This is a genomic window from Streptomyces goshikiensis, from assembly GCF_014650555.1.
In the GTDB taxonomy this organism is placed as follows: domain Bacteria; phylum Actinomycetota; class Actinomycetes; order Streptomycetales; family Streptomycetaceae; genus Streptomyces; species Streptomyces goshikiensis.
Genome location: NZ_BMVE01000001.1, coordinates 302909 through 328356, shown reverse-complemented (window position 1 = coordinate 328356; position 25448 = coordinate 302909). Strand labels below are relative to the sequence as shown.

Sequence of the window (25448 nt, the reverse complement as noted above, 5' to 3'; positions counted from 1 at the left end):
ACATGATCCACGCCCAGGGCGTCGCGGAAGTGACCGACGGGGACTTCGGGGCCGAAGTACTCGGCGAGCGCGGCCGGCCCGTGCTGGTGGAGTTCACCGCCGACTGGTGCGGCCCCTGCCGCCAGCTCGCGCCCGTGCTCTCCGCGATCGCCGCCGAGGAGGCCGGCCGCCTCAAGGTCGTCCAGATCGACGCGGACCGCAACCCCGCCACCGTGACGCGGTACGGGGTGCTGTCCATGCCGACCCTGCTCGTCTTCCGCGACGGCGAGCCCGTACGGCAGCTGGTCGGGGCGCGCGCCAAGCGCAGGCTCCTCCAGGAACTGGAGGAGCACCTCGACGCGGCCCCGGCCGCCGCCGCTACGCCGGCCTGAACCAGACCGTCGCCATCGGCGGGAGTGTCATCCGCAGGCTCGCCGCGCGCCCCTGGGCCGGTACCGGCTCGGGGCGCAGCGGTTCGGCGTGGCGCACCCCGCTGCCCCCGTACCGCTCGTCGTCCGTGTTGATGACCTCCCGCCAGTGCGGCACCTGCCCGGGCACCCCGATCCGGTACCCGTGCCGCACCACCGGCGAGAAGTTCGACACCGCCAGCAGCGGCGAGCCGTCCTGCGCGTACCGCAGGAACGCGAACACGTTGTCCTCCGCCGCGTCCGCCTCCACCCACGCGAAGCCCTCCGGCACGCTGTCCCGCTCCCACAGCGCGGGCGTCGCCGTGTACGTCCGGTTCAGGTCGCCCACCAGCTCCCGCACCCCCCGGTGGTCACCGGCCGCCGAGTACGAGGAGTCCAGCAGCCACCAGTCCGGCCCGTGCGCCTCCGACCACTCCGAACCCTGCGCGAACTCCTGCCCCATGAACAGCAGTTGCTTGCCCGGGTGGGCCCACATGAAGCCCAGGTACGCGCGGTGTATGGCCCGCTGCTGCCACCAGTCCCCGGGCAGCTTCGACACCAGCGAGCCCTTGCCGTGGACGACCTCGTCGTGCGAGATCGGCAGGACGTAGTTCTCGCTGAACGCGTAGACCATCGCGAAGGTCATGTCGTTGTGGTGGTACTTGCGGTGCACCGGGTCCTTCGACGCGTAGCGCAGCGTGTCGTGCATCCAGCCCATGTTCCACTTCAGCCCGAAGCCCAGACCGCCCGCGTCCGTCGGCCGCGTCACCCCGTCCCAGGCCGTGGACTCCTCCGCGACCGTCACCACGCCCGGGCAGCGCCGGTACACCGTCGCGTTCATCTCCTGGAGCAGCGCCACCGCGTCCAGGTTCTCCCGGCCGCCGTGCTCGTTCGGCGACCACTCGCCCTCGGACCGCGAGTAGTCCAGGTAGAGCATCGAGGCCACCGCGTCCACCCGCAGCCCGTCGACGTGGAACTCCTCGCACCAGTACACCGCGTTGGCCACCAGGAAGTTGCGGACCTCCTTGCGGCCGTAGTCGAACTCCAGCGTCCCCCAGTCCGGGTGCGCGGCCCGGCGCGGGTCCTGGTGCTCGTACAGCGGCCGCCCGTCGAACTCCGCGAGCGCCCACTCGTCCCGGGGGAAGTGCGCCGGCACCCAGTCGACGATCACCCCGATCCCGGCCTGGTGCAGCGCGTCCACCAGGAAGCGGAAGTCGTCCGGGCCGCCCATCCGCGAGGTCGGCGCGTAGAACCCCGTCACCTGGTAGCCCCACGAGCCGCCGAAGGGGTGCTCGGCGACCGGCATCAGCTCCACGTGCGTGAACCCGAGCTCCTTCACGTACGCCGGGAGCTGCTCCGCCAGCTGCCGGTAGGAGAGCCCCGGCCGCCAGGACGCCAGGTGCACCTCGTACACCGACATCGGCGCCCGGTGGGCCGGGAGCGCCCCGCGGGTCGCCATCCAGCGGGCGTCCCCCCACACGTGCCGCGACGCCGTGACCACCGACGCGGTGGCCGGGGGGACCTCCGCCGCCCGCGCCATCGGATCCGCCCGCAGGGTGTGGCTGCCGTCCGGCCGGGTGATGTCGTACTTGTAGAGGGCGCCCTCGCCGACCCCGGGCAGGAACAGCTCCCACACCCCGCTCGCGCCGAGCGAGCGCATCGGGTAGGCGGTCGAATCCCAGTACGAGAAGTCCCCGGTGACCCGCACCCCCCGGGCGTTCGGCGCCCACACCGTGAACCGGGTTCCGGCCACGCCGTCGATCTCCATGGTCCGGGCGCCGAGCGCCGTCCACAGCTCCTCGTGCCGGCCCTCCCCGATCAGGTGCAGGTCCAGCTCGCCGAGCGCCGGCAGGAACCGGTACGGGTCGTGGATCTCGATCTCGTCGTCGCCGTACGCCACCAGCAGCCGGTACTCGGGCGCCCCGGTCAGCGGCAGCAGCCCGGAGAACAGCCCGTCCCCGTCGTCGAACAGCTCCGCCCGCAGCCCCTTGGCCACGACGGTGACCGCCTTGGCGTACGGGCGCAGCACCCGGAAGGCCACGCCGCCCCGCTGGGTGCGGGCGCCCAGCACCGCGTGCGGATCGTGATGGCTGCCCTCCAGCAGCCGGGCCCGCTCCTCCCCGTCGAGCGCCGGCGCCGGGCGGACCCCGCGCGGCGCGGCGGTCAGGCGGGCCCGGGGCGCCCGGGCCGGGCCCGCGGACTCCTGAACCGGAGCCGGGGCGGGAGCGGCCGCAGCGGGGTCTGTGGCTGCGGCCGGAGCCGGTACGGGAGCGGTCGCGGCCGCGGCTTCGGCGCGGGCGGGCGGTGACGGCTGACGTGCGGCGCTCACGGGAGCGGCCTCCTCGGGGGCTTCGGATGGGGGTGCTGATGGGGGTGGGGATGGGGGTGGGGATGGCTGGGGTGCGGGGAGAGGGAGCCCGGCGCCGGCGGGACGGCCGGGGTCGGCGGGACCCGGTGCGTCGCGGGCCGCTGGGGTTCGGACAGCCGGCGGATCGCCGCCATCGGGACGTGCAGCCAGTCGGGACGGTGCCGCGATTCGTACCGGGCCTCGTACACCGCCTTGTCGGTCTCGTACGCGCGCAGCAGTACGGGGTCCTCGCGCGGATCCCGCCCGGTCGTGCGGGCGTAGCCCTCGCAGAACGCGGCCCGGCAGTCGTCCGCCCAGGCGGGGGCGAAGGGCCGGTGCGAGCGCGCGGCGTAGTCGAACGAGCGCAGTATCCCGGCGATGTCCCGCACCGCCGGTTCCGGGCGGCGCCGGTCCGCCAGCGGCCGGGCCGGCTCGCCCTCGAAATCGATCAGCGCCCAGCTGCCGTCGGCGGTGCGCAGCGTCTGGCCCAGGTGCAGGTCCCCGTGGATCCGCTGGGCCGCCACCCCGGCCCCGCGGGAGGCGGCCAGCGCATCGAACGCCCCGCGCAGCCCCGCCTCGTAGGGCCGCAGCCCCGGTACCTCGCGGGCCGTGGCCGCCAGGCGCGCCGTCATCCCGGCGGCCAGCCGGGCCGTCTGCTCGGGGTCGAGCGCCAGCGTGGGCAGGGCCCCGGCCAGCGCGCTGTGCACCTCGGCGGTGGCCCGGCCCAGCGCGTGCGCCTCGGCGGTGAAGTCGGCCCCGGCGCCGAGCCGGCGCAGCGCCAGCTGCCAGCCGTCGTCGGAGCCCCGCAGGTACGGCTGGAGCACCCCGAGCGTCAGCGGTTCGGCGCCGGGCAGCGCGGCCTCGTACCAGGCGACCGGCGCGGGCACCCGGGTGCAGCCGGCGGCGGCCAGGGCCCTGGGCAGTTCCAGGTCCGGGTTGACCCCGGGGCCGACCCGGCGGAACACCTTCAGGATGTACGAATCCCCGTAGATCAGGGAGGAGTTGGTCTGTTCCCCGGACAACGGCCGGGGCGTGGGCGAAGCAGGGATCAGCGCCGCCGGATCCCGGTCGAAGCGGAGCGGGCCGAGGGACCCGGGGGAGCGCAACCGTTCCAGCAGCAGCGCCGCGAGCCGCGGATCGCCGAGGCCCTCGTACACGGCCTGCCCGGCGTACGGGCCCTGTTCGGCGTACCCGATCAGCGCGGGCGCGAGCGCCGGAGGCAGGTTCGGGCGTACCCCCAGCAGCAGCTGGTAGCAGTCCGAACTGCCGTCGGCGTCGACCCCGACGAGCAGGTGCAGCAGCCCCGGCGAGGCCTCGGGCGGCAGTAGTTCCACCGCCGAGACCAGCCGGAGCCGGGTGATCGCGCGCCCCTTGCCGGCGAACCAGCGCTGCCTCGGCAGCCAGGCACGCAGCATGGGCTCCAGCGGTCCGAGCGGGACCGCGCCCAGGCTGACCTGGCGGCTCCGGGCGGATGCAGCCTCCGACATGGCGTCGAGTCCTTTCCCCGGGCCGTCACAGAATGCGCAGAGTGTCCCGGATGGCGAGGGTTGCTGTCCGGTGATGGGAGAGTGTCGGGTCAGGATGATCCGTACAGGGGCGGGCGATTGACCCATTCGAGCGCCCGCCCCGTACTGCCGTACTGCGGTCGAAAAGTGGTGCAGCCGTACGGAGGTGCCCTGTTGCTCGCTGTTGCCGCTGACTCTGTTACTCGCCGCGCAGACGGAACCAGTAGAAGCCGTGACCCGCGAGCGTGAGCAGGTACGGCCACTCGCCGATCGGCGGGAAGCGCACGTCGCCCGTGAGCTCCACCGGGACCCGTCCGTTGAACGACCGCAGATCCAGCTCGGTGGGCTGCGCGAAACGCGAGAAGTTGTGCACGCACAGCACCAGGTCGTCCCCGTACTCGCGCAGGAACGCGAGCACCGCCGGGTTCGACGACGGCAGTTCGGTGTACGAGCCCAGTCCGAAGGCGGGGTTCGCCTTGCGGACCTCGATCAGCCGGCGCGTCCAGTGCAGCAGTGACGAGGGCGACGCCATGGCCGCCTCGACGTTGGTGACCTGGTACCCGTAGACCGGGTCCATGATGACCGGCAGGTTCAGCCTGCCCGGATCGCAGGAGGAGAAACCGGCGTTGCGGTCCGGGGTCCACTGCATGGGCGTGCGCACGCCGTCGCGGTCGCCGAGCCAGATGTTGTCGCCCATGCCGATCTCGTCGCCGTAGTAGAGCACCGGCGAGCCGGGCAGCGACAGCAGCAGGGCGGTGAACAGCTCCATCTGGTTGCGGTCGTTGTCCAGCAGCGGGGCGAGCCGGCGCCGGATGCCGATGTTGGCCCGCATCCGCGGGTCCTTGGCGTACTCGGCGTACATGTAGTCGCGCTCTTCGTCCGTGACCATTTCGAGGGTGAGCTCGTCGTGGTTGCGCAGGAAGATGCCCCACTGGCAGCGGTCCGGGATCGCCGGGGTCTTGGCCAGGATCTCCGAGACGGGGTAGCGGGACTCGCGGCGCACGGCCATGAAGATGCGCGGCATGACGGGGAAGTGGAAGGCCATGTGGCATTCGTCCCCGCCCTTCGCGAAGTCGCCGAAGTAGTCGACGACGTCCTCGGGCCACTGGTTGGCCTCGGCGAGCAGCACGGTGTCCGGGTAGTGCGCGTCGATCTCGGCCCGCACCCGCTTGAGGAGGGAGTGCGTGCGCGGCAGGTTCTCGCAGTTGGTGCCCTCCTCGGCGTACAGGTAGGGCACGGCGTCGAGGCGGAAGCCGTCGATGCCGAGGTCGAGCCAGAAGCGCAGCGCGGAGATGATCTCCTCCTGCACGGCCGGGTTCTCGAAGTTCAGGTCCGGCTGGTGCGAGAAGAAGCGGTGCCAGTAGTACTGCTTGCGCAGCGGGTCGTACGTCCAGTTGGAGGTCTCGGTGTCGACGAAGATGATGCGGGCGTCCTGGTACTGCTTGTCGTTGTCGGCCCACATGTAGTAGTCGCCGTACGGGCCGTCCGGGTCCTTGCGCGACTGCTGGAACCACTCGTGCTGGTCGCTCGTGTGGTTCATGACGAAGTCGATGATGACCCGCATGCCGCGGTGGTGGGCGGCGTCGACGAACTCCACGAAGTCGGCGAGGTCGCCGAACTCCGGGAGCACCGAGGTGTAGTCGGAGACGTCGTAGCCCCCGTCGCGCAGGGGTGAGGCGAAGAACGGCGGCAGCCAGAGGCAGTCGACGCCGAGCCACTGGAGGTAGTCCAGCTTGGCGGTGAGCCCCTTGAGGTCACCGACGCCGTCGCCGTTGCTGTCGTGGAAGGACCGGACGAGTACCTCGTAGAAGACCGCCCGCTTGAACCAGTCGGGATCGCGGTCTTTGGCGGGGGTGTCCTCGAACGTGTCGTGAACGGGATCGTTGATCATCATGTGGTGGGTGACCCTCCGGTGGGCGGGGACGGTCGCAGGGCCGCCAGTACGTGCGCGGGCGTGCGGCCCGGCTCTAGGCGCACGTAGTTGGCCCTGCCCCAGTGGTAGGTCTCGCCGGTGAGCTCGTCGCGCACCGCGAGGGACCCGTGCCAGTCGAGGCCGAGTACCGGCATGTCCAACGAGACCGTCGCCTCCTGGGTGTGGTGCGGATCGAGGTTGACGACCACCAGTACGGAATTGGCTCCCGCGTGCTTCGAATAGGCGATCACCTGGTCGTTGTCGGTCGAGTGGAAGTGGATGTCGCGCAGCTGCTGGAGCGCCGGGTTGCGGCGGCGCAGCCGGTTCAGGGTGGTGATGAGCGGGGCGATGGTGCGGCCCTCGCGCTCGGCGGCGGCCCAGTCGCGCGGCCGGAACTCGTACTTCTCGGAGTTCAGGTACTCCTCGCTGCCCTCCTTGACCGGCTCGTTCTCGCAGAGCTCGTAGCCGGAGTAGACGCCCCAGGTGGGGGACAGGGTGGCGGCGAGCACGGCCCGTACCTCGAAGGCCGGGCGGCCGCCGTGCTGGAGGTACTCGTGCAGGATGTCGGGCGTGTTGACGAAGAAGTTCGGCCGCATCACGGAGGCCGACCGGGTGCCGGCGAGCTCGGTCACGTACTCGGTCAGCTCGGCCTTGGTGTTGCGCCAGGTGAAGTACGTGTAGGACTGCTGGAAGCCGACGGCGGCGAGCGCGCGCATCATGGCGGGGCGGGTGAAGGCCTCGGCCAGGAAGATCACGTCGGGGTCGGACTTGTTGATGTCCGCGATCACCTTCTGCCAGAACACGACCGGCTTGGTGTGCGGATTGTCGACCCGGAAGATGCGGACGCCGTGGTCCATCCAGTGGCGCAGGATCCCGACGGTCTCCTCGACGATGCCGGGCATGTCGGTGTCGAAGTGCACCGGGAAGATGTCCTGGTACTTCTTCGGCGGGTTCTCGGCGTACGCGATCGTCCCGTCGGCGCGGTGGCGGAACCACTCCGGGTGCTTCTCCACCCAGGGGTGGTCCGGGGAGCACTGGAGGGCGAAGTCGAGGGCGATCTCCATCCCGAGCTCGCGGGCCCGGGCGACGAACGCGTCGAAGTCCTCGATGGTGCCGAGCTCCGGGTGGACGGCTTCGTGCCCGCCCTCGGTGGAGCCGATGGCCCACGGTACGCCCGGGTCCCAACTCCCTGCGGAGAGCGTGTTGTTGGGGCCCTTGCGGTAGGTGCTGCCGATGGGGTGCACCGGCGGCAGGTACACCACGTCGAACCCCATCGCGGCGATGGCCGGCAGCCGCTCGGCGGCGGTCCGCAGGGTTCCGCTCACCGGCTCGCGGCCCGGCTCGACGACGGCCCCCTCGGAGCGGGGGAACATCTCGTACCAGGAACCGAAGAGGGCCCGCTTGCGCTCGACGAGCAGCGGCAGCGCCTTGGAGGCGGTGACCAGCTCCCGGTACGGCTTGCGGGCGAGCGCCGCGTCGACCGGGGCCGCGAGGGCGGCCTCGTACCGTACGGAGACCTCCCGGTCCTCGTCGCGCAGGGCCTCGGCGGCGGCCAGCACGTGCTGGCGCCCGTCCTTCCGGGGAATCTTCGCGGCGGCCCGGGCGTAGAGCTCGGCGCCCTCCATGAGGGTGAGGCCGGTGTCGATCCCGGCCGGGATCTTGATCGCCGCGTGGGCCCGCCAGGTGGCCACGGGGTCGCTCCACGCCTCGACCGTGTAAGTCCACCTCCCCTCGACCTCGGCGGACACCCGGGCCCCCCACCGGTCGGTGCCGGGGGCCAGTTCGTACATCGGCACGGGGGGCCGGAGCCGCCCGCTGGGGTCTCGGAGCACGACATGCGCGGCTACGGCGTCGTGTCCCTCGCGGAACACGGTGGCGGAGATCTCGAAGACCTCGTCGACGACCGCCTTGGCGGGTCTGACGCCGCAGTCGACGGCGGGGCGGACGTCCAGCACGGGAATGCGACCGATCATGATGGGATCACCTGGGGGCAGTTCGCAGGGCTCGGTGACAACAGGCCAGCCGGAAGAGGGGCTGGTAGTGCACGCTCTGTTCGCTCTGTTTCTAGCCGCTCCGTCGACGGCTGGGCTGCGGGCATGGCCGCTCCTGTCCGCGTTCACTCGGGTGGCGGGAGAGGTTGGGTGCGGTGGTGCCGTGCGTGTACCCGGGGAGCCCTTCCCACTCTCGTGCCGCCCATGCCGGGCGGTTGGTTAACTACTCGTACGTAGTGGCACGGGCAATACCAAGGCCCCGCTCGACATCCACCGAGGCTCCGTCAAGTCGGCCGGGACTACTCGATGTGCACCGCCACACCCCCCGCCCCACCCGTCCCATCACCCCCTCGGGCCAGCCTTTTCCCGTACGTCGGACGCGGGAGTTACCGGCCCCCGTCCAGGTTGACGCCGGTGGCCGTGCGATCCGATCGACCGCTGATCCGACGGCGCGCGACACCCCTCGCGACGGGCCCGGCCGCGCCGGCGCGCAGCCGCCGCCGGGGACGCGGGATGGCTCGGGTGCGGGGGCGGGGATAGCCTTCCGGGGGTTGATGCGCGGGTGCACAGCGTGGTGCGGCCGCTCCGATCCGTCATCCCCTGCGAAGGTGGAACACGTGAAGGCTATCCGTCGATTCACCGTGCGCCCCGTCCTCCCGGAACCTCTGACGCCGCTCGCCGACCTCGCGCGCAACCTGCGCTGGTCTTGGCACGCGGAAACCCGCGAACTCTTTCAATCCGTCGATCCCGACGGCTGGCAGGCCGCCGGCGGCGATCCCGTCCGGCTGCTCGGCGCCGTCTCCGCCGCCCGGCTCGCGGAGCTGGCCGGAGACCGGCGGTTCCTGCGCCGGCTCGCCGTCGTCACCGCAGACCTCGATGACTACGTGGGCGGCGGCAGGTGGTACCAGAGCCACGAGAGCGGCGCGGAACTCCCCGCCGCCATCGCCTACTTCTCCCCGGAATTCGGCATCACCGCCGCCCTTCCCCAGTACTCCGGCGGCCTCGGCATCCTCGCCGGGGACCACCTCAAGGCCGCCAGCGACCTCGGCGTCCCGCTCATCGGCGTCGGGCTGCTGTACCGGCACGGATACTTCCGGCAGTCGCTCTCCCGCGACGGCTGGCAGCAGGAGCACTACCCCGTCCTCGACCCGAACGAGCTCCCCGTCTCCCTCCTGCGGGACGCCGACGGCGCCCCGGCCCGGGTGTCCCTGAGCCTCCCCGGCGGCCGCGCGTTGCACGCGCACATCTGGCAGGCCCGCGTCGGGCGGGTCCCGCTGCTGCTCCTCGACTCCGACGTCGAGGACAACGACGCCCCCGCCCGCGAGGTGACCGACCGGCTCTACGGCGGCGGCAGCGACCACCGCCTCCTCCAGGAGATGCTGCTCGGCATCGGCGGCGTCCGCGCGGTGCGCACGTACTGCGACCTGACCGGCCATCCCGCGCCCGAGGTGTTCCACACGAACGAGGGGCACGCCGGCTTCCTCGGCCTCGAACGCATAAGGGAACTGGAAGGCGAGCAGGGCCTCGGCTTCGACGCCGCCGTCGAGGCCGTCCGCGCCGGCACCGTGTTCACCACCCACACCCCCGTCCCCGCCGGCATCGACCGCTTCGAGCGGTCCCTGGTCGCCCGCCACTTCGGCGAGGGCGGCGAACTCCCCGGCGTCCCCGTCGACCGGATCCTGGAACTCGGCGCCGAGTCCTACCCCGGCGGCGACCCCGGCGTGTTCAACATGGCCGTCATGGGGCTGCGCCTCGCCCAGCGCGCCAACGGGGTGTCCACCCTGCACGGGGCCGTCAGCCGGGGCATGTTCGCCGGGCTCTGGCCGGGCTTCGACCCCGGTGACGTCCCCATCACCTCCGTCACCAACGGGGTGCACGCCCCGACCTGGGTCGCCCCCGAGGTGGTCCGGCTCGGCATCCGCCAGATCGGCCCGGGCCGCACCGAGGACGCGCTGTCCGTCGGCGGCTCCCGGCGCTGGGACGCCGTCGCCGACATCCCCGACCAGGACGTCTGGGACCTGCGCCGCGTCCTGCGCGAGCAGCTGGTGCAGGAGGTCCGCGACCGGCTGCGCGCCTCCTGGCTCCAGCGCGGGGCCGCCGAGGCCGAACTCGGCTGGGTGGACTCCGTGCTCGACCCGGACGTCCTCACCATCGGGTTCGCCCGGCGCGTGCCCTCGTACAAGCGGCTGACGCTGATGCTGCGCGATCCCGAGCGGCTGCGCAGGCTGCTGCTGGACCCGGAGCGGCCGGTGCAGATCGTGGTCGCGGGCAAGGCGCACCCGGCCGACGACGGCGGGAAGCGGCTGGTCCAGGAGCTGGTGCGGTTCGCGGACGACCCCCGGGTGCGTCACCGGATCGTGTTCCTCCCCGACTACGGCATGGCGATGGCGCAGAAGCTCTACCCGGGCTGCGACGTCTGGCTGAACAACCCGCTCCGCCCGCTGGAGGCGTGCGGCACCAGCGGGATGAAGGCAGCCCTCAACGGCTGCCTCAACCTGTCGGTGCTGGACGGCTGGTGGGACGAGTGGTTCGAGCCCGACTTCGGCTGGGCCATCCCCACCGCCGACGGCGTCGGCACCGACGAGGAGCGCCGCGACGACCTGGAGGCGAACGCCCTCTACGAGCTGATCGAGGGCCGGGTCGCCCCCCGCTTCTACGACCGGGTCGGCCGCACCGGACTGCCCGTGCGGTGGATCGAGATGGTCCGGCGCACCCTCGTCTCCCTGGGGCCGAAGGTGCTCGCGGGGCGGATGGTACGGGAGTACGTGGAGCGGCTCTACGCCCCGGCCGCGCTCGCGCACCGGGCGCTCACCCCGGACGCCGCGCGGGACCTCGCCTGGTGGAAGGGCCGGGTCCGGGCGGCCTGGCCGCGCGTCGGCGTCGAACACGTGGAGGCCCTGGCCGCCGCCCCCGTGAACGGCACCGCCGAACTCGGGGCCACCCTCACGCTCCGGGTCCAGGTCTCGCTGGACGCGCTGACCCCGGAGGACGTCGAGGTACAGGCCGTCGCGGGGCGGGTGGACGCCCAGGACGTCATCCGTGACGGACGGGCCTTCCCGCTCAAACCGTCCGTCGGCCCCGACCTCGAAGGACGCTGGGTGTACGAAGGCCCGCTCGCGCTGGACCGGACGGGTCCGTTCGGCTACACCGTGCGGATCCTGCCCTCGCACCCGCTGCTCGCGACCCCGGCCGAACTGGGCCTCCTCGCGGGCCCGTCGGAAACGGACACCGCGGGGCCCGGCACGGGCGTCGTCCTGCGCTGACCCGGTGGCCTCCTAGGAGGAGGCGGGCGGCTGGTCGACCAGCCGCCCGTCCTCCACGAACATCCCGGCCCGCTTCACGCTGCGCAGGGTCGGGATCACCTCCACCTGGCGGACCCCCTCCACCGCGCCGACGCGCTCGGTCAGGTACGTGTACAGCGCCTCGGTGTCCCGGCACACCACCACCGCCATCACATTGGCCGCGCCCGTCACCACCGCCGCGAACGGCACCTCCGGATGGCCGCCGAGCGCGGCGCCCACCTGCGCCAGCCGCGCCGGCTCGGCGGTCAGCAGCAGCGTCGCCTCCGCCTCGTACCCCAGCGCCGTCGGGACGAGCTCCACGTCGAAGTAGACCGCGCCCAGCTCCCGCAGCCGGTCCAGCCGCCGGCGCGCCGTGGACTCCGAGAGCCCCGAGGCCCCGGCCAGCTCCGGGAAGCCGGCCCGGCCGTCGCGGCCCAGTACGGCGAGCATGGCGAGCTCCGCGTCGTCCAGGCTGTAGCGCTCCGTCGGCGGCGGTCCCTGCGGAGCCGGCCGCTCCAGCGCCGCGGTCTGCTCCGGACCCAGGGCGTCCAGGCCGAACCAGCGGTCCGGGCCGCCCGAGAAGGTCCGCAGGATGGTGTGCGCGCTGACCCCGGTCACCCGGCGGGTGCGCGGCAGCTTGTCCAGCAGCAGCACGTCGCGGTCCCGGCGGGTCCGCGCCTTCGTCATGCAGTGGATCTCCGTACCGCCGGAGCCCAGCTTCACCCAGGCGATGTCCGGGCGCCGGGCCAGCGCCTCGGCCACCGCCAAGGTGGCGTCCGGCATGCACTGCACCCGCAGCCAGGACTCGAAGAGGCCGACCCGGCGGCCCAGCGGCAGGCCCACCACCCGCACCAGCCCGGCGGCCCGCATCCGGCGGTAGCGCCGCACCACCGTCTGGTCGGAGACCCCCAGCACCTCGGCGAGCCGGCGCAGCGGCACCCGGCCGTCGATCATCAGCCCCTCGATCAGCTGCCGGTCGAGGCTGTCCAGCGCAACGTCTTTCATGGTCTCCTCCATCGCTTTCCATCATTCCAGGAGATTCCATGACCGAAATCCGCCGCACACCCGTATCTGGTGGAAGGATCCCCGGCTCCGCCTGCCACCTTGGCCCCCTCGAACGAAGAAGGAGAAACCCATGCGCAAGTGGCTGCCGCTGACCGCGGTCTGCCTCGGGGCGTTCATGCTGCTGGTCGACGTCACGATCGTCACCGTCGCACTGCCCGACATGGCCGCCGACATGCACAGCGGGTTCGCCGGCCTGCAGTGGGTCATGGACGTCTACGCCCTGGCCCTCGCCGCCCTGCTGCTCGGCGCCGGCTCGCTCGCCGACCGGATCGGCCGCCGCCGCGTCTACCTGGGCGGGCTCGCCCTGTTCGCCGCCGCCTCGCTCGCCTGCGGGCTGGCCACCGGCCTCGGCGCCCTGATCGCCTTCCGCGCCTTCCAGGGCATAGGCGGCGCGGCCATGTTCGCCACGACCATGGCCCTGCTCAGCTCGGCCTACCAGGGACGCGACCGCGGCGTCGCCTTCGGCGTCTGGGGCGCGGTCAACGGCGCGGCGGCCGCCGCCGGACCCATCCTCGGCGGCGTGCTGACCGAGCAGTTCGGCTGGCGCTGGATCTTCTTCATCAACCTGCCGGTCTCCGCGCTCGCGGTGTACGTCACCCTCCGCGCCGTCGGCGAGTCCCGCGACCCGCGCGCCAAGGGCCTGGACCTGCCCGGCATGGCCACCTTCACGGCCGGCGCCGGCACGCTGACGTACGCGCTGATCCGCGGCGGCGAGGACGGCTGGACCTCCGCCGCCACCCTCGGCCTGTTCGGGCTCGCCGCCGTCGCCTTCGCCGCCTTCGTCGTGGCCGAACTGCGCGGCTCCCACCCGATGCTGGACCTCTCGCTCTTCCGCGACCCGGCCTTCACCGGGATCATGGCCGGCTCGCTGCTGCTCTCCGGCGCCGCCTTCTCGTACCTGATGTACACCTCGCTGTGGCTCCAGTCGGCCGAGGGGATGGGCCCGGTCGGAGCGGGGCTGGTGCTGGTGCCGCTCAGCCTCGCCGCGTTCGTGGTCGCCGCGGCGGCCGGCCGGCTGCTGCACGGGATGCCGGCCCGGCTCACCGTGGGCGGCGGACTGCTGCTGATCGGCATCGGCGCGCTGCTCCAGGCGCTGCTGCTGGACGCGGGCGACGGCTGGCCGGCGCTGGTGCCGGGGCTGGTGGTCACCGGTGTCGGCGTGGGCGCGGCGACCCCGGCGCTGGCCTCGGCCGCGATGGCGGCGGTGGCCCCGGCCCGGGCGGGCATGGCGGGCGGCGCCCTCAACACCTCGCGGCAGCTGGGCAACGCGCTCGGGATCGCGGTCCTGGGCGCGGTGTTCCACGCGGGCCTGCGGTCCGGCCTCGGCGGCGACGGGGCCCGCGAGAGCGCCCGGACGGCGGAGGCGCTGGCCTCCGGGCAGGCGGCCCGGCTGATCGGCGCGGCCCCGGCGGGCCAGGCGCGGGAGTCGGTGGCCCACCTGGTGGACCTGGCCTTCGCGAGCGGCCTGCGGGAGACCTTCGTGGTCTCGGGGGCGATGGGCCTGCTGGGCGCGCTGCTGGTGCTGCTCCTCGTACGCACCCCCCGCCAGGCGACGGCTCCGGCGGCGGTCCCGGCCGCCCGGGCGGAGGCGGCCGCCACGGAGGCGAAGACGCCGTGACGGAACCCGCCGGGCCGGGCCCGTACGGGCGGCCCCGGCGGTTCTCACGGGTGAACCTTCGAACACGCGGAGCACACCGGGCGCGCTGAATCGTTTCAGTGGAACGGTCCGCTCCTACGCTTCCGGCGGATGCCACCGGACCGGCATCCCCGGAACCCGAGGAACGGACTCCCCCATGCGTGTCAGAACCACCGCCGCGGCGCTCGTCGCCGCCCTCGCGATCGTCCTGCCCACAGCCGGCCCGTCGCTGGCGGGCGGCCACGACGGCCACGACGGCCGCAACCTCGGCGAGCTGCACTACCGGTTCGTCGACGAGAACGGCTACGAGCGCCAGGCGCAGCTGCGCCCGGCGGACAACGACACCTGCTACCGCCTGACCGGCACCTCGGAGAGCGACCCGGCCTACCAGGTCCGCAACGAGACCCGGTCCCTCGCGATCCTCTTCGACAACGCCACCTGCGGCGGCCGGGACGTGGAGACGCTCTCGCCGGGCCAGCGCTCGCGCGGGAACGTGTCGGTCGCCTCCGTCCTCTTCGTGCCGACCGAGGGCGAAGAGCACCACGGCCGCCCGGACCACCAGGGCGGCAACGGCAACTGGCAGCACGACGACGAGGACGAGGACATCTTCCGCTCGATCATGCGCTCCATGGGCTGACCCGCGGGCCGGGCGGCCCCGCGGCCAATGGAACAGGGCCGCCCGGGGAGGTTTCCTCCCGGGCGGCCCCGTGGTCTTTCGGGTTCAGCCGTGGGTCACACCCTGCCCCGAAGGGGTCAGAAGGTGAGCTTCCAGCTGTTGATGTAGCCGGTGTCCAGGCTGGCGAGGTCCGCTACGCGGAGCTTCCAGGTGCCCTGCGCCACCTCGGAGGAGGCGTTCACGGTGAAGGACTGGACGATGTTGTCCGCGCTGCCGCCGGTGCGGTTGCGCAGGTTGTAGACGGAGCCGTCGGGGGCGACGAGGTCGACCTTCAGGTCACCGACGTAGGTGTGGACGATGTTGACGTCCACCTTGAGGGTGCTCGGGGCGTTGCCCGTGCGGGTCACGGCGATCGGCGACTCCACGGTCGCGTTGTCCGCGATCTGGTAGTCGTTCGTGTTCTCGAACACGTTCTGCTGGGACGTGCCGACGGTCCAGGTGAAGGACGTCGTGCCCGTCTTGCTCGCCGAGTCGGTCACCGTCACGGTCACGTTGGACGTGCCCGCGGTGGTCGCCGTACCCGAGATCAGACCGGTCGAGGCGTTGATCGACAGGCCGGCCGGCAGGCCGGTCGCCGCGTAGCTCAGCGCACCCGGGTTGGTGCTGGTCGCCTGGACCTGAAGGCTCACGGCGGTGTTGACCTGGGTGGTCTGGTTGGCGATCGGGGTGACCGAGACGCCGGAGGCCGGCGGCCGGGCGCCGACGTTGATGCCCGCCCAGGCGTTGGCCACGTTGTTGTACGTGACCGAGTTGGCCCCGTACAGGTCGGCGGCGGCCTGGAGGGTCGCGGTACGGGCGGCCGCGTAGTTGGTGTTCGACTTGAACAGACCCGTGGTCAGCGCGCGGAACCAGATCTTCGCGGCGGCCTCGCGGCCGATCGCGGTGACCGGGAGGTTGTCGGAGGTCGGCGAGTTGTAGCTGACGCCGTTGATGACCTTGGCGCCGGATCCCTCGGACATCAGGTAGAAGACGTGGTTGGCCGGGCCCGAGGAGTAGTGGACGTCGATGTTGCCGATGCCCGAGTACCACGCGTCCTTGGAGCCGCCGTCCTTGCTCGGCTTGTCCATGTAGCGCAGCGGGGTGCCGTCGCCGTTGATGTCGATCTTCTCGCCGACGAGGTAGTCACCGACGTCGTTCGGGTTGTTGGCGGTGAACTCGACGTTCGCCGCCATGATGTCGGAGGTCGCCTCGTTCAGACCGCCGGGCTCACCGCTGTAGGTCATGTTGCCGGTGACCGAGGTCAGACCGTGGGTCATCTCGTGCGCGGCCACGTCGATGGAGGTCAGCGGGTGGTTGTTGCCCGTGCCGTCGCCGTAGGTCATGCAGAAGCAGCCGTCGTCCCAGAACGCGTTGACGTACGCGTTGCCGTAGTGGACCCGGCTGTACGGGGCCACGCCGTCGTTGCGCAGACCGTTGCGGCCGTGCACGTTCTTGTAGTAGTCCCAGGTCAGCTGCGCGCCGTAGGCGGCGTCGGCGCCGGCGGTCTCGCGGTTGGAGGGCGAGCCGTTGCCCCACGTGTCGTCCGGCCCGGTGAACAGGGTTCCGGTGCCGGAGCTGCCCCCGTTCAGGTCGTACGTCTTGTGGTTGCCGCGGCTGGCGTCGGTCAGCGTGTAGTTGCTGCCCGACTGCGAGCTGCCGAGGGTGACCTGGCCGCTGTACTCGGTGTTGCCGATGCCCTTCTCGATCGCCTGCCACTCGGTGATCTTCGCGCCGGTCCGGGCGTCGGTGACCACGTGCAGCTTGCTCGGGGTGACGCCGTCGCTCTGGACACCGCCGACGACGGTCTCGTAGGCGAGGACGGGGGCGCCTTCGGCGGCCCAGATCACCTTGCGGGCGCCCTGCTCGGCCTTGGCGTCCTTGCCGCCGCTCGCCGACAGCGCGGAGAAGGCGGTGCGTTCGGCGGCCGAGGGGGTCACGGCGGCGGAGGTGTCCGCGACCTTGATCTCGTGGTTGGTGGCCTTGGTCACGCTCTTGGTCACGCCGCCCTTGGCGTGGACCGTGAGGTCACCGCCGAGCACGGGCAGACCGTCGTAGGTGCGCTCGTACGTGGTGTGCGTGGTGCCGTCCGCATCCTGGACGACATCGCGGACGATGAGCTTCTCCTTGCCACCGAGGCCGAGGGCCTTCGCGGCCTGCGCGGTGGTGGCGTTGGCGCCCGCCAGGAGCGTCGCACGCTCCGAGGCGCTGAGGGCCTTGGGAGCCGCGCCCGGGTTGGCCTGGACGGCCTTGGTCGCCGAGGACGCGGTGGCGTCTGCGGTGGCGGTACCTGCCTGAATGCCTACGGCGAGCATCGCGGCGGCGGCTATGAGGGCGCCGATGGCGGTGGAACGCCTGTGGGGGGTCGGACTCAACGCAGACTCCTTCTGCAAGGGGGTTCCGGACGGCTGGGTGGGCCGCCGGGCAGAGCAGGCTGGTGCGATGAACGGATCGAAGAGTGACAGCTGGCGGCCGCAATGTCAGGGCCGCGTCAAAAGGTTGGCTGGAAACGGTCCGTTGTCCGAGGCGACGTATCCGGTATCCGAACCATTCACCTTTGTGTGGGAGGGATGGGGCCGGGCCCTGGAATGACTGATACCGGTTGTTAACACTTGAGCAACGAGAGATTTCGTTAACCCGAACGGCACTTACCGTACGGGTGTTTGTCGTACTGTTTCCCGGTGCGACAGTCGCCCGCCGTTTGGGGAAGCCGCGGGCAGGCGCCACCGTCATAGACCGCGTGCCAGGGGGGCCTTGTGAGCCGTGTTCATTTTCCTGCGCAAACCGTGGCCGGAGCGGCCGCCGATTCGGCGGGGCCGTACGCCGTGCCCGCGCGCCGCCTGGGTGACAAGGCCCGCTGGTACCTGCCCGCCGCCGTCACGGCCGACTTCCTCGGCGCGGCCGTCCCCGTCGGCCTGGTCTTCGACGCGGCGCAGCAGGTCCGGCCCGTGTACTGCGCCGTCGCGGCCGCGCTGGCGTGGACCGGAGTGCAGGCGCTGCGGCGCCGTTACACCTCCCGCGCGCTCGGAGAATCCCGTGGAGTGCTCCCCGTCCTCCATGACTGGCTGATTCTCATCGGTGTCCTCGCCGTCGCCCGGGTGGTGACCGAGGAGAGCACCCCCCGACTGGCCGCCCTCGGGGCGCTGTTGCCCGCCCTGCTCGTCACCGTCGCCTGCCACAAGCTCACCTACCGCCACCTCACCGCCGCCCGCCGCGAGGCGCAGGCCGTCAGCCGGGTGCTGGTGGTCGGTGAGCCCGCGGCCGCCGAGGACGTCATCGCGCACCTCGCCGCCCGCACCGACCACCCGTACGTCGTCGTCGGGGTGGTCCCCGTCGGCTCCGGCGCCCTGGAGAGCGGGGTGCCCGTCGCCGGGCGGCTCGCCCCGCAGATGCCGGACGCGGCGACCGAGGACCCGGCCGCCGTGCTCGGCGCCGTCCGCGCCCACCACGCCGACCTGGTGCTCGTGGCGCCCGGGGCGCGGTTCGCGGGGGAGCGGCTGCGCCGGGTCGCCTGGGCGCTGCACGACGCCCGGATGGAACTGGCCGTCTTCCCCGGTCTGGTGGAGATATCCGTCAAGCGGCTGGAGACCCTGTCCGCGGGCGGACTCGCCGTGCTGCGGGTCGCTCCGCCCGTGCGGCGCGGGGTGCAGACCGCGCTCAAGGCGGTGCTGGACCGGATCGGGGCCGGCCTCGGGCTGCTGGCGCTGTCGCCGTTCTTCCTCGCGGTCGTGCTGGCGATACGTTTCTCCTCGCGCGGCCCCGCCTTCTACTGCCAGCGCCGGGTCGGCCGCGACGGGGTCCCGTTCGTGATGTGGAAGTTCCGCACCATGGTCGTGGACGCCGACAAGCTCAAGGCCGAGCTCTCCGGGTCCAACGAGAACGACGGCCTGATGTTCAAGATGCGGCGCGACCCCCGGGTGACCCGGGTGGGCCGGCTGCTGCGCCGCACCTCGATGGACGAACTGCCCCAGCTGGTCAACGTACTGACGGGCAGCATGTCGCTGGTCGGACCGCGCCCGCCGCTGCCGGAGGAGGTGGCCCAGTACGACGAGGTCGAGCTGCGCCGGCTCACTGTGCGGCCCGGTATGACCGGCCTGTGGCAGATCAGCGGGCGGTCGGACCTCTCGTGGGACGAAACGATTCAGCTAGATCTTCAGTACGTCGACAACTGGTCCTTCACCAGCGATGTCGACGTCATGGGCCGTACCCTCCGCGCCGTCGTCGACGGTCGCGGAGCGTACTGACGGCGGGCCGGGGCCCGTGAGATCAGTTCTGCCCGAGCCACCACGCGTACGTCGCGGCGATGCCGTCCCGCAGCGGGACGCCCGGCTTCCAGCCCAGCGAGGTCAGGCGCGACACGTCGAGCAGCTTGCGCGGGGTCCCGTCCGGCTTGGACGTGTCCCAGGCGAGCCGGCCGCGGAAGCCGGTCACCTCGGCGACGGTCTCGGCGAGCGCCTTGATGGTGAGGTCCTCGCCGCAGCCGATGTTGACGGGCTCGTCGCCGTCGTAGGTGTTCAGCAGCACGGCGCAGGCGGCCGCGAGGTCGTCGACGTGGAGGAACTCCCGGCGCGGGGTGCCCGATCCCCACAGGGTGACCTCGTCGCGCCCCTGCTCCGCCGCCTCGTGGAAGCGGCGGATCAGCGCGGGCAGGACGTGCGAGGACTCCAGGTCGAAGTTGTCCCCGGGGCCGTAGAGATTCGTCGGCATGGCCGAGATGTACGAGGCCCCGTACTGCTTGCGGTACGACTGGACCTGGACGATGCCGGCGATCTTGGCGAGGGCGTACGCCTCGTTGGTCGGCTCCAGCGGGCCGGTCAGCAGGGCGTCCTCGCTGATCGGCTGCGGGGCCAGCTTCGGGTAGATGCAGGAGGAGCCGAGGAACAGCAGCCGCCCCACGCCCGCCTCGTGCGACCCGGCGATCACACTGAGCTGGATCTTGAGGTTGTCCTCCAGGAACTGCACCGGGTACGTGCTGTTGGCCATGATCCCGCCCACCTTGGCGGCGGCCAGCACGACGGCGTCCGGGCGGACGTCCCTCAGGTACGCCCCGGTCGCGGCGGCGTCCCGCAGGTCGAGCTCGGAGCGGCCGCGGGTGAGCACCTCGTGGCCGTCGGCGGTGAGCCGGCGGACGACCGCGGACCCCACGAGGCCGCGGTGCCCCGCGACGAAGACACGGGAGTGCGGGGGCAGGAGCGGCAGCGAACTTGTCATACCGCCGATGATGCCAGTCCGTTGGCGCGGACCTCGGGGGGAGCCCGGATCCGGCGTCCGGATCCTGCTCCCACCCCCCGCGCCCGCGCACCCCGGGCCGCACCCCGGGCCGCGGCGCGCGGATCCGGCGGCGGCGCCGGACCGGGCGGCATGTACGGTACGCATCCGGTCCCGGGCACGGGGGCGGCGGCGGGACTCCCGCCCGGGCGGGCGGCCGCCGGCGGCAGGCCGACGCCGGGCCGGAACACAGACCGAGGCGCAGCCTCATCGCACGACAACCAACCCCAGGGGGACCCACATGGGCAAGACCGCACTGATCACCGGCGTCACCGGACAGGACGGCTCCTACCTCGCTGAGCTGCTGCTCTCCAAGGGCTACACGGTGCACGGGCTCGTGCGGCGGTCCTCCAGCTTCAACACGGAGCGGATCGACCACATCTACCAGGACCCGCAGACCGCGAACCGCTCCTTCGTGCTGCACCACGCGGACCTCGCCGACGGCGTCGCCCTCGTGAACCTGCTCCGCGAGATACGGCCCGACGAGGTCTACAACCTGGGCGCCCAGTCCCATGTGCGGGTCTCCTTCGACGCCCCCCTCTACACCGGCGACGTGACCGGCCTCGGCGCGCTCCGCCTGCTGGAGGCGATCCGGGCCAGCGGCGTGGACACCCGCATCTACCAGGCCTCGTCCTCCGAGATGTTCGGCGCCACCCCGCCCCCGCAGAACGAGGGCACCCCGTTCCACCCGCGCAGCCCGTACGGCGCCGCCAAGGTCTTCGCGTACTGGACCACCGTGAACTACCGCGAGGCGTACGACATGTTCGCCGTCAACGGGATCCTCTTCAACCACGAGTCCCCGCGCCGCGGCGAGACCTTCGTGACCCGCAAGATCACCCGCGCGGTCGCCCGCATCAAGGCCGGTCTCCAGGACCACCTCTACCTCGGCAACCTCGACGCCGTCCGCGACTGGGGCTACGCCCCCGAGTACGTCGACGCGATGTGGCGGATGCTCCAGCAGGACGAGCCCACCGACTACGTCGTGGCCACCGGGGTCGCCGCCACCGTCCGCGAGTTCGTCGAGGCCTCCTTCGGACACGCGGGCCTCGACTGGAACGAGCACGTGCGCTACGACCCCAAGTACGAGCGCCCCAGCGAGGTCGACGCCCTGATCGGCGACGCGAGCAAGGCCCAGGACATCCTTGGCTGGAAGCCGACGGTCCTCGTCTCCGAGCTCGCGCAGATCATGGTTGACGCCGATGTCCGCCAGGTCGAGGACCAACTCGCGGGAGTGACCGTCCGTATCGACCGCTGAAGTCGCTCGTCTCGCCTACGATTTGCCGTGTCCCGGTCATTCCCACAGCTCTGCACGGGTGTGGCCGGGGCAAACCTGCCGTATGTCCGTAGTGCGCCCTCCAGGCTGAACCCTGTTGATTCCAAGTTGGTATGCAATGGGTCAAGTGAGGTGACCGGGCCCTCGCGTGAGCCCTAGTCTGCGCCAGTACATATGGCTGTTCGGATAGTTCCAGCCATCAAACCGGGCAATTGCCCTGGGGGGCTCATGCGTAGATCCAGAGGGCTGACTGCTGCCCTCGCCCTGTCACTCGCCGGAGCGGGAACCGGCATAGGCCTGGTGCTGATGCCCGAGGCGTCCGCCATCACCGCGCCCGTGGCCTTCACCGCCGACGAGCTGCCCACCTGGCAGCCGAACGGCGTCGTCTGGGCCATGGCCCAGACGGGCGGCACCGTCTTCGCCGGCGGAACCTTCTCGGCCGTCACGCCGCCCGCGGGCGCCGCCGGCTCCGAGCAGGAAGCCGTGAACTTCGTCGCGCTCGACGCCGCGACGGGCAACCCGACCTCCTGCAAGCTCGCCTTCACCGTCACCGACGGTACCGCGACGGTGCGCACGCTGGTCGTGTCGAAGGACGGCAAGACGCTGTACGCGGGCGGGTACTTCGGCGCCGTCAACGGCACCCCCGTCTCCAGCGTCGCCGCGATCGACATCGAGAGCTGCACCCCCAAGGCCTCCTTCCACCCGGGCTTCCCCGCCACCGTGCGCGCGCTGGCCGTCACCGACGACACGCTCTACGCGGCCGGCGACTTCAACGCCGTCGAGGGCCAGGAGCGCCAGCGCTTCGCCGCGGTCGACGCCGCCTCCGGTGCGGTCAAGCCCTTCGTCGCCAACGCCGACGAGCCCGGCCGCGCCATCGAGATCAGCAACGACGGCAAGAACGTCCTGCTCGGCGGTGACTTCTTCGACGTCAACGGCTCCAGCACGCACGCCCTGGCCGTCGTGAACGCGACCACCGGCGCCGTCACCAAGACGTACACCAACATCCCGTCGAACTCGGTGGTCAAGGACATCTCCGCCGACGCGACCGGGTACTACACCGGCAACGAGGGCTCCGGCGGCGGCGTCTTCGACGGCCGCATCGGCCTCGGCACCGACTTCAACGAGAAGTGGCGCGACCGCTGCCTCGGCGCGACCCAGTTCGTACTGCCCTACCAGGGCGTGCTCTACAGCTCCTCGCACGCGCACGACTGCTCGCTGGAGAACCAGTTCCCCGACGGCAAGCGCAACTTCCTGCTGGCGCAGCTGACCGACCACCAGGGCGCCGCCCCCGCGCCCGTGGACGGGTTCGTGCCCAGCCCCGCCAAGCTCGGCTGGCACCCCACCGCGAACGACGGCATCGGCGAGGGCATCGGCCCGCGCGTCATGTCCGTCGCGGAGAAGAACGACGTCAAGTACCTGTGGGTCGGCGGTGAGTTCACCCTCATCAACGGCAAGGAGCAGCAGGCCCTGACCCGGTTCGCCTCCACCGGCGACGTCGGCGCCCCGACCACCCCGGTCGCCAGCGCCTCCAGCGTCAAGCCCGGCGAGGCCCAGGTCCGCTGGCGCACCAGCTACGACGCGGACGACAGCAAGCTGACCTACCGCGTCTACCGCAACGGCTCGGCCTCGCCGGTCGCCACGGTGACCGCGGAGTCCCTGGAGTGGGAGCGCCCCCAGGCCTCCTGGAACGACACCACCGTCAAGGCCGGCCAGTCGTACAGCTACCGGGTGACCGCCACCGACGCCGCGGGCAACACCAGCGCCCTGTCGGCCGCGGTCTCCGTCACGGTCCCGACCTCGGTGCAGTCGTACCCGAACCAGGTCCGCGCCGACGGCGCCAACCTGTACTGGCGCTACGACGACACCGTCAGCCCGTACGTCGCCGACTCCTCGGCCGCCGGCAACACCAGCGGCATCCAGCTGAACGCCCCCGCGCTGCGCCAGGGCCCGGGCGCCATCACCGGCACCAGCACGGCGATGGGCTTCAACGGCACCAGCCAGCAGGTGTACAGCGACCGCCGCCAGTCGGTCGGCGCCACCTTCAGCGTCGAGACGTGGTTCAAGACCAACACCACGCGCGGCGGCAAGCTGATCGGCTTCGGCAACAACAACGCCCGCACCAGCGGTACGTACGACAAGCAGATCTACATGACCAACACCGGTCGTCTGTTCTTCGGCGTCCACAACGGCTCGACGCGGACCATCTCCACCGGCCTCTTCGAGACGTACAACGACAACAAGTGGCACCACGTCGTCGGTACGCAGGGCCCCGGCGGCATCACCCTGTACGTGGACGGCCAGAAGAAGGACTCCTCCAGCTCCACGGGCACCACCGCGTACCAGGGCTACTGGCACGCCGGCGGTGACAACCTCACCGGCTGGCCGACCAAGCCGACCAGCAACTTCTTCGCCGGTCAGCTCGACGAGACGGCCGTCTACCCGACGGCGCTGACGCAGACCCAGGTCAAGAACCACTTCGACCTGGCCAAGGCCCCGACCGACACGGTCTCCGAGGTCGCCGCGACCGAGGACACCTACGTCAACCAGGGCGCCCCGAGCACCGCCTACGGCGCGTCGACCTCGCTCGCGGTGCGCGGCACCTCGGCGTACGAGACGTACCTGCGCTTCAACCTGCCGGCCGCCCCGGCCGGACAGGTCCTGAAGTCCGCGTCGCTGCAGTTCAAGACCACGACGCAGGCCGGTGCCGGTACGACCGACACGGTGTCCGTGGTTCCGGTCACCGGTACCTGGACCGGTGCGGGCACCACCTTCACCACCAAGCCGGCCCTCGGCACCAGCCCGCTCGGCGCCATCGCGGGCGTCGCGGACGGCTCGGCCGTCCACAGCGTGGAGCTGGACACCACCGCGCTCACCCCCGTGCTGGGCACCGCGTACGCCGTGGGCCTGAAGAGCACGGGCACCGATCCGCTCTGGATCTGGTCCTCGGAGGCGACGGCCGCGGACGCCGTGCCCGAGCTGGTGCTGACCTTCGGCGCCAAGTAGTCACCTCGTGACGCACGCCGCGGGGCCCGCCTTCCCGGGCCGGGCCCCGCGGCTCCTCTCTACCAGTAAGTACGGGAGCCACCTGATGTACCGACGCTCCGCAGCGGCTGCTGTCCTGCTGGCCGCCGCCCTGACGCTGACCGCCTGCGGTTCCGGCGGCGACAAGGCCGAACCCGCCGCGGCGGCCAAGCCGAAGCCGCCCGCCGCCTCGTCGGTGCCCGACCCGGCGGACTCCCCGGCCGCGTCCGCCCCGGCGGCGCCGGCCGAGGCGAAGCCGACGGGTCCGGTGCTGCCGGACGCGAAGCTCACGCCGAAGACGGGCACCTTCAAGCCCAACGAGAAGCAGTACCTGAGCGGCCGGGTCCCCGAGAAGATGGATCCGGCGGCGGTCCTGCAGAACGGGCAGGAGTCCTGCCAACGGGTGGAGCGCACCGCCAAGCGCGACAAGGACGCGGCGACCGGGTCCGTCATCGCCGGGGAGATCCCGGCGGCGAAGGACGCGATCACGATCCTGTGCCCCGAGCAGAAGCCGATCCTGGACGCCGCGGCGAAGGGCTTCCCCGACGGCACCCGCAAGTCGCCCGCGGCGGGCAGCTACCGGGCGCTGACCCAGAGCACCACCTGCACCTGGGAGTCCCGCTCCAAGGACGGCTCGGTCCTCTCCGCGGGCCCGGAAGCCCCGCTCAAGGCGGGCGACAAGATCGTCGCCAAGATCCCGGCGGGCACCGCCGAGTTCACCTCCACGGGCTGCTACGCCTGGGTCCCCGCGTAACCCCCGGCTCCCGAACGCGCCCCCGGTGACCGCGACTGCGGCCGCCGGGGGCGTTTTTCCGTACGGGCCCGGGGTACCCGCGTGTTCACACGAACAGCGACTACGGAGGCGGAATCCATGGGAGGCATCGGCGGCTGCATCGCCCTGATCGTGGTGGGGGCTGTTCTCACCTTCGCGAGCGACTGGAAGATGGACGGGGTCAACCTGGACCTGGTCGGCCTGATCATGATGGCGGCCGGCGCCCTCGGCCTCGCCGTCTACGCGAGCGTCTTCAAGCGCCGCCGCACGGCCGCCCTCCCGGTGGTGGACGAAACCCGCCGCGACATCCTCTGACCCCCGGCCCCGGCTCCCCGCCCC

At 71.9% G+C, this 25448-nt stretch carries 16 protein-coding genes; 9 read left to right on the top strand and 7 right to left on the bottom strand.

Annotated features, from left to right (window positions below; genetic code table 11):
- Positions 1-2: 2 nt before the first annotated feature.
- Entirely contained in the window at positions 3-371 is a 369-nt protein-coding gene (locus IE248_RS01455; RefSeq protein WP_073798318.1) for a thioredoxin family protein, read from the top strand.
- On the opposite strand, the gene glgB is transcribed toward IE248_RS01455, so the two are convergent.
- The 4 genes from glgB to IE248_RS01435 all read right to left on the bottom strand — a co-directional run bounded on the left by glgB (position 358) and on the right by IE248_RS01435 (position 8123).
- A complete protein-coding gene (glgB, locus tag IE248_RS01450; RefSeq protein WP_190029810.1) occupies positions 358-2715 on the bottom strand; it encodes a 1,4-alpha-glucan branching enzyme in 2358 nt (785 codons plus the stop codon). The two genes, IE248_RS01455 and glgB, sit on opposite strands and share 14 nt — an antisense overlap.
- Positions 2712-4220, bottom strand: coding sequence for a maltokinase N-terminal cap-like domain-containing protein (locus tag IE248_RS01445; RefSeq protein WP_190029809.1), 1509 nt, complete (start codon positions 4218-4220; stop codon positions 2712-2714). Before IE248_RS01445 ends, glgB begins: the two co-directional genes overlap by 4 nt.
- A gap of 217 nt (positions 4221-4437) precedes the next feature.
- Entirely contained in the window at positions 4438-6132 is a 1695-nt protein-coding gene (gene treS / locus IE248_RS01440; RefSeq protein WP_008738339.1) for a maltose alpha-D-glucosyltransferase, read from the bottom strand.
- Positions 6129-8123 (bottom strand): alpha-1,4-glucan--maltose-1-phosphate maltosyltransferase, encoded by a 1995-nt coding sequence (locus IE248_RS01435; protein ID WP_190029808.1) that lies wholly within the window; start codon positions 8121-8123, stop codon positions 6129-6131. The genes treS and IE248_RS01435 overlap by 4 nt, the downstream gene beginning before the upstream one ends.
- A 635-nt stretch (positions 8124-8758) precedes the next feature.
- Here IE248_RS01435 and glgP point away from each other — a divergent pair.
- The gene (gene glgP, locus IE248_RS01430; RefSeq protein ID WP_008738347.1) at positions 8759-11404 is read left to right on the top strand and encodes an alpha-glucan family phosphorylase; all 2646 of its coding nucleotides are present in this window, start codon (positions 8759-8761) and stop codon (positions 11402-11404) included.
- A gap of 12 nt (positions 11405-11416) precedes the next feature.
- Here the strand turns inward: glgP and IE248_RS01425 are convergent, their stop codons facing one another.
- Complete coding sequence (locus tag IE248_RS01425) at positions 11417-12427, bottom strand: Lrp/AsnC family transcriptional regulator (protein ID WP_190029807.1); 1011 nt, start codon at positions 12425-12427, stop codon at positions 11417-11419.
- A 130-nt stretch (positions 12428-12557) separates the two neighbouring features.
- Between IE248_RS01425 and IE248_RS01420 the strand changes: the two genes are divergently transcribed.
- On the top strand, positions 12558-14105 hold the full coding sequence (locus IE248_RS01420) for a DHA2 family efflux MFS transporter permease subunit (RefSeq protein WP_190029806.1): 1548 nt from the start codon (positions 12558-12560) through the stop codon (positions 14103-14105).
- A gap of 175 nt (positions 14106-14280) precedes the next feature.
- The gene (locus tag IE248_RS01415; protein ID WP_073798321.1) at positions 14281-14760 is read left to right on the top strand and encodes a hypothetical protein; all 480 of its coding nucleotides are present in this window, start codon (positions 14281-14283) and stop codon (positions 14758-14760) included.
- Positions 14761-14876: 116 nt separating this feature from the next.
- Here IE248_RS01415 and IE248_RS01410 read toward each other — a convergent pair whose 3' ends face one another.
- Complete coding sequence (locus IE248_RS01410; protein ID WP_037791308.1) at positions 14877-17150, bottom strand: M4 family metallopeptidase; 2274 nt, start codon at positions 17148-17150, stop codon at positions 14877-14879.
- Positions 17151-17561: 411 nt separating this feature from the next.
- Between IE248_RS01410 and IE248_RS01405 the strand changes: the two genes are divergently transcribed.
- Positions 17562-19019, top strand: a complete 1458-nt coding sequence (locus IE248_RS01405; protein WP_100582719.1) for a sugar transferase — start codon at positions 17562-17564, stop codon at positions 19017-19019.
- 22 nt (positions 19020-19041) lie between these two features.
- On the opposite strand, the gene IE248_RS01400 is transcribed toward IE248_RS01405, so the two are convergent.
- The gene (locus IE248_RS01400) at positions 19042-19986 is read right to left on the bottom strand and encodes a GDP-L-fucose synthase family protein (protein ID WP_073798322.1); all 945 of its coding nucleotides are present in this window, start codon (positions 19984-19986) and stop codon (positions 19042-19044) included.
- 298 nt (positions 19987-20284) lie between these two features.
- Here IE248_RS01400 and gmd point away from each other — a divergent pair, with 298 nt between their 5' ends.
- The 4 genes from gmd (at position 20285) to IE248_RS01380 (ending at position 25424) form a co-directional block, all read left to right on the top strand.
- Complete coding sequence (gmd, locus tag IE248_RS01395) at positions 20285-21298, top strand: GDP-mannose 4,6-dehydratase (RefSeq protein ID WP_008738358.1); 1014 nt, start codon at positions 20285-20287, stop codon at positions 21296-21298.
- Between the two features lie 246 nt (positions 21299-21544).
- The gene (locus tag IE248_RS01390; protein ID WP_190029805.1) at positions 21545-24319 is read left to right on the top strand and encodes a LamG-like jellyroll fold domain-containing protein; all 2775 of its coding nucleotides are present in this window, start codon (positions 21545-21547) and stop codon (positions 24317-24319) included.
- Between the two features lie 85 nt (positions 24320-24404).
- Positions 24405-25091, top strand: a complete 687-nt coding sequence (locus IE248_RS01385; protein WP_073798324.1) for a hypothetical protein — start codon at positions 24405-24407, stop codon at positions 25089-25091.
- Between the two features lie 117 nt (positions 25092-25208).
- Entirely contained in the window at positions 25209-25424 is a 216-nt protein-coding gene (locus IE248_RS01380) for a DUF6458 family protein (protein WP_037791312.1), read from the top strand.
- Positions 25425-25448 lie beyond the last annotated feature (24 nt).

Bases quoted from the DNA above. Each gene is read 5' to 3' on its own strand.
- IE248_RS01455 (WP_073798318.1), top strand. From the start codon at position 3: ATGATCCACGCCCAGGGCGTCGCGGAAGTGACCGACGGGGACTTCGGG.
- IE248_RS01445 (WP_190029809.1), bottom strand. From the start codon at position 4,220: ATGTCGGAGGCTGCATCCGCCCGGAGCCGCCAGGTCAGCCTGGGCGCG.
- treS (WP_008738339.1), bottom strand. From the start codon at position 6,132: ATGATGATCAACGATCCCGTTCACGACACGTTCGAGGACACCCCCGCC.
- IE248_RS01435 (WP_190029808.1), bottom strand. From the start codon at position 8,123: ATGATCGGTCGCATTCCCGTGCTGGACGTCCGCCCCGCCGTCGACTGC.
- IE248_RS01425 (WP_190029807.1), bottom strand. From the start codon at position 12,427: ATGAAAGACGTTGCGCTGGACAGCCTCGACCGGCAGCTGATCGAGGGG.
- IE248_RS01420 (WP_190029806.1), top strand. From the start codon at position 12,558: ATGCGCAAGTGGCTGCCGCTGACCGCGGTCTGCCTCGGGGCGTTCATG.
- IE248_RS01415 (WP_073798321.1), top strand. From the start codon at position 14,281: ATGCGTGTCAGAACCACCGCCGCGGCGCTCGTCGCCGCCCTCGCGATC.
- IE248_RS01400 (WP_073798322.1), bottom strand. From the start codon at position 19,986: ATGACAAGTTCGCTGCCGCTCCTGCCCCCGCACTCCCGTGTCTTCGTC.
- gmd (WP_008738358.1), top strand. From the start codon at position 20,285: ATGGGCAAGACCGCACTGATCACCGGCGTCACCGGACAGGACGGCTCC.
- IE248_RS01390 (WP_190029805.1), top strand. From the start codon at position 21,545: ATGCGTAGATCCAGAGGGCTGACTGCTGCCCTCGCCCTGTCACTCGCC.
- IE248_RS01385 (WP_073798324.1), top strand. From the start codon at position 24,405: ATGTACCGACGCTCCGCAGCGGCTGCTGTCCTGCTGGCCGCCGCCCTG.
- IE248_RS01380 (WP_037791312.1), top strand. From the start codon at position 25,209: ATGGGAGGCATCGGCGGCTGCATCGCCCTGATCGTGGTGGGGGCTGTT.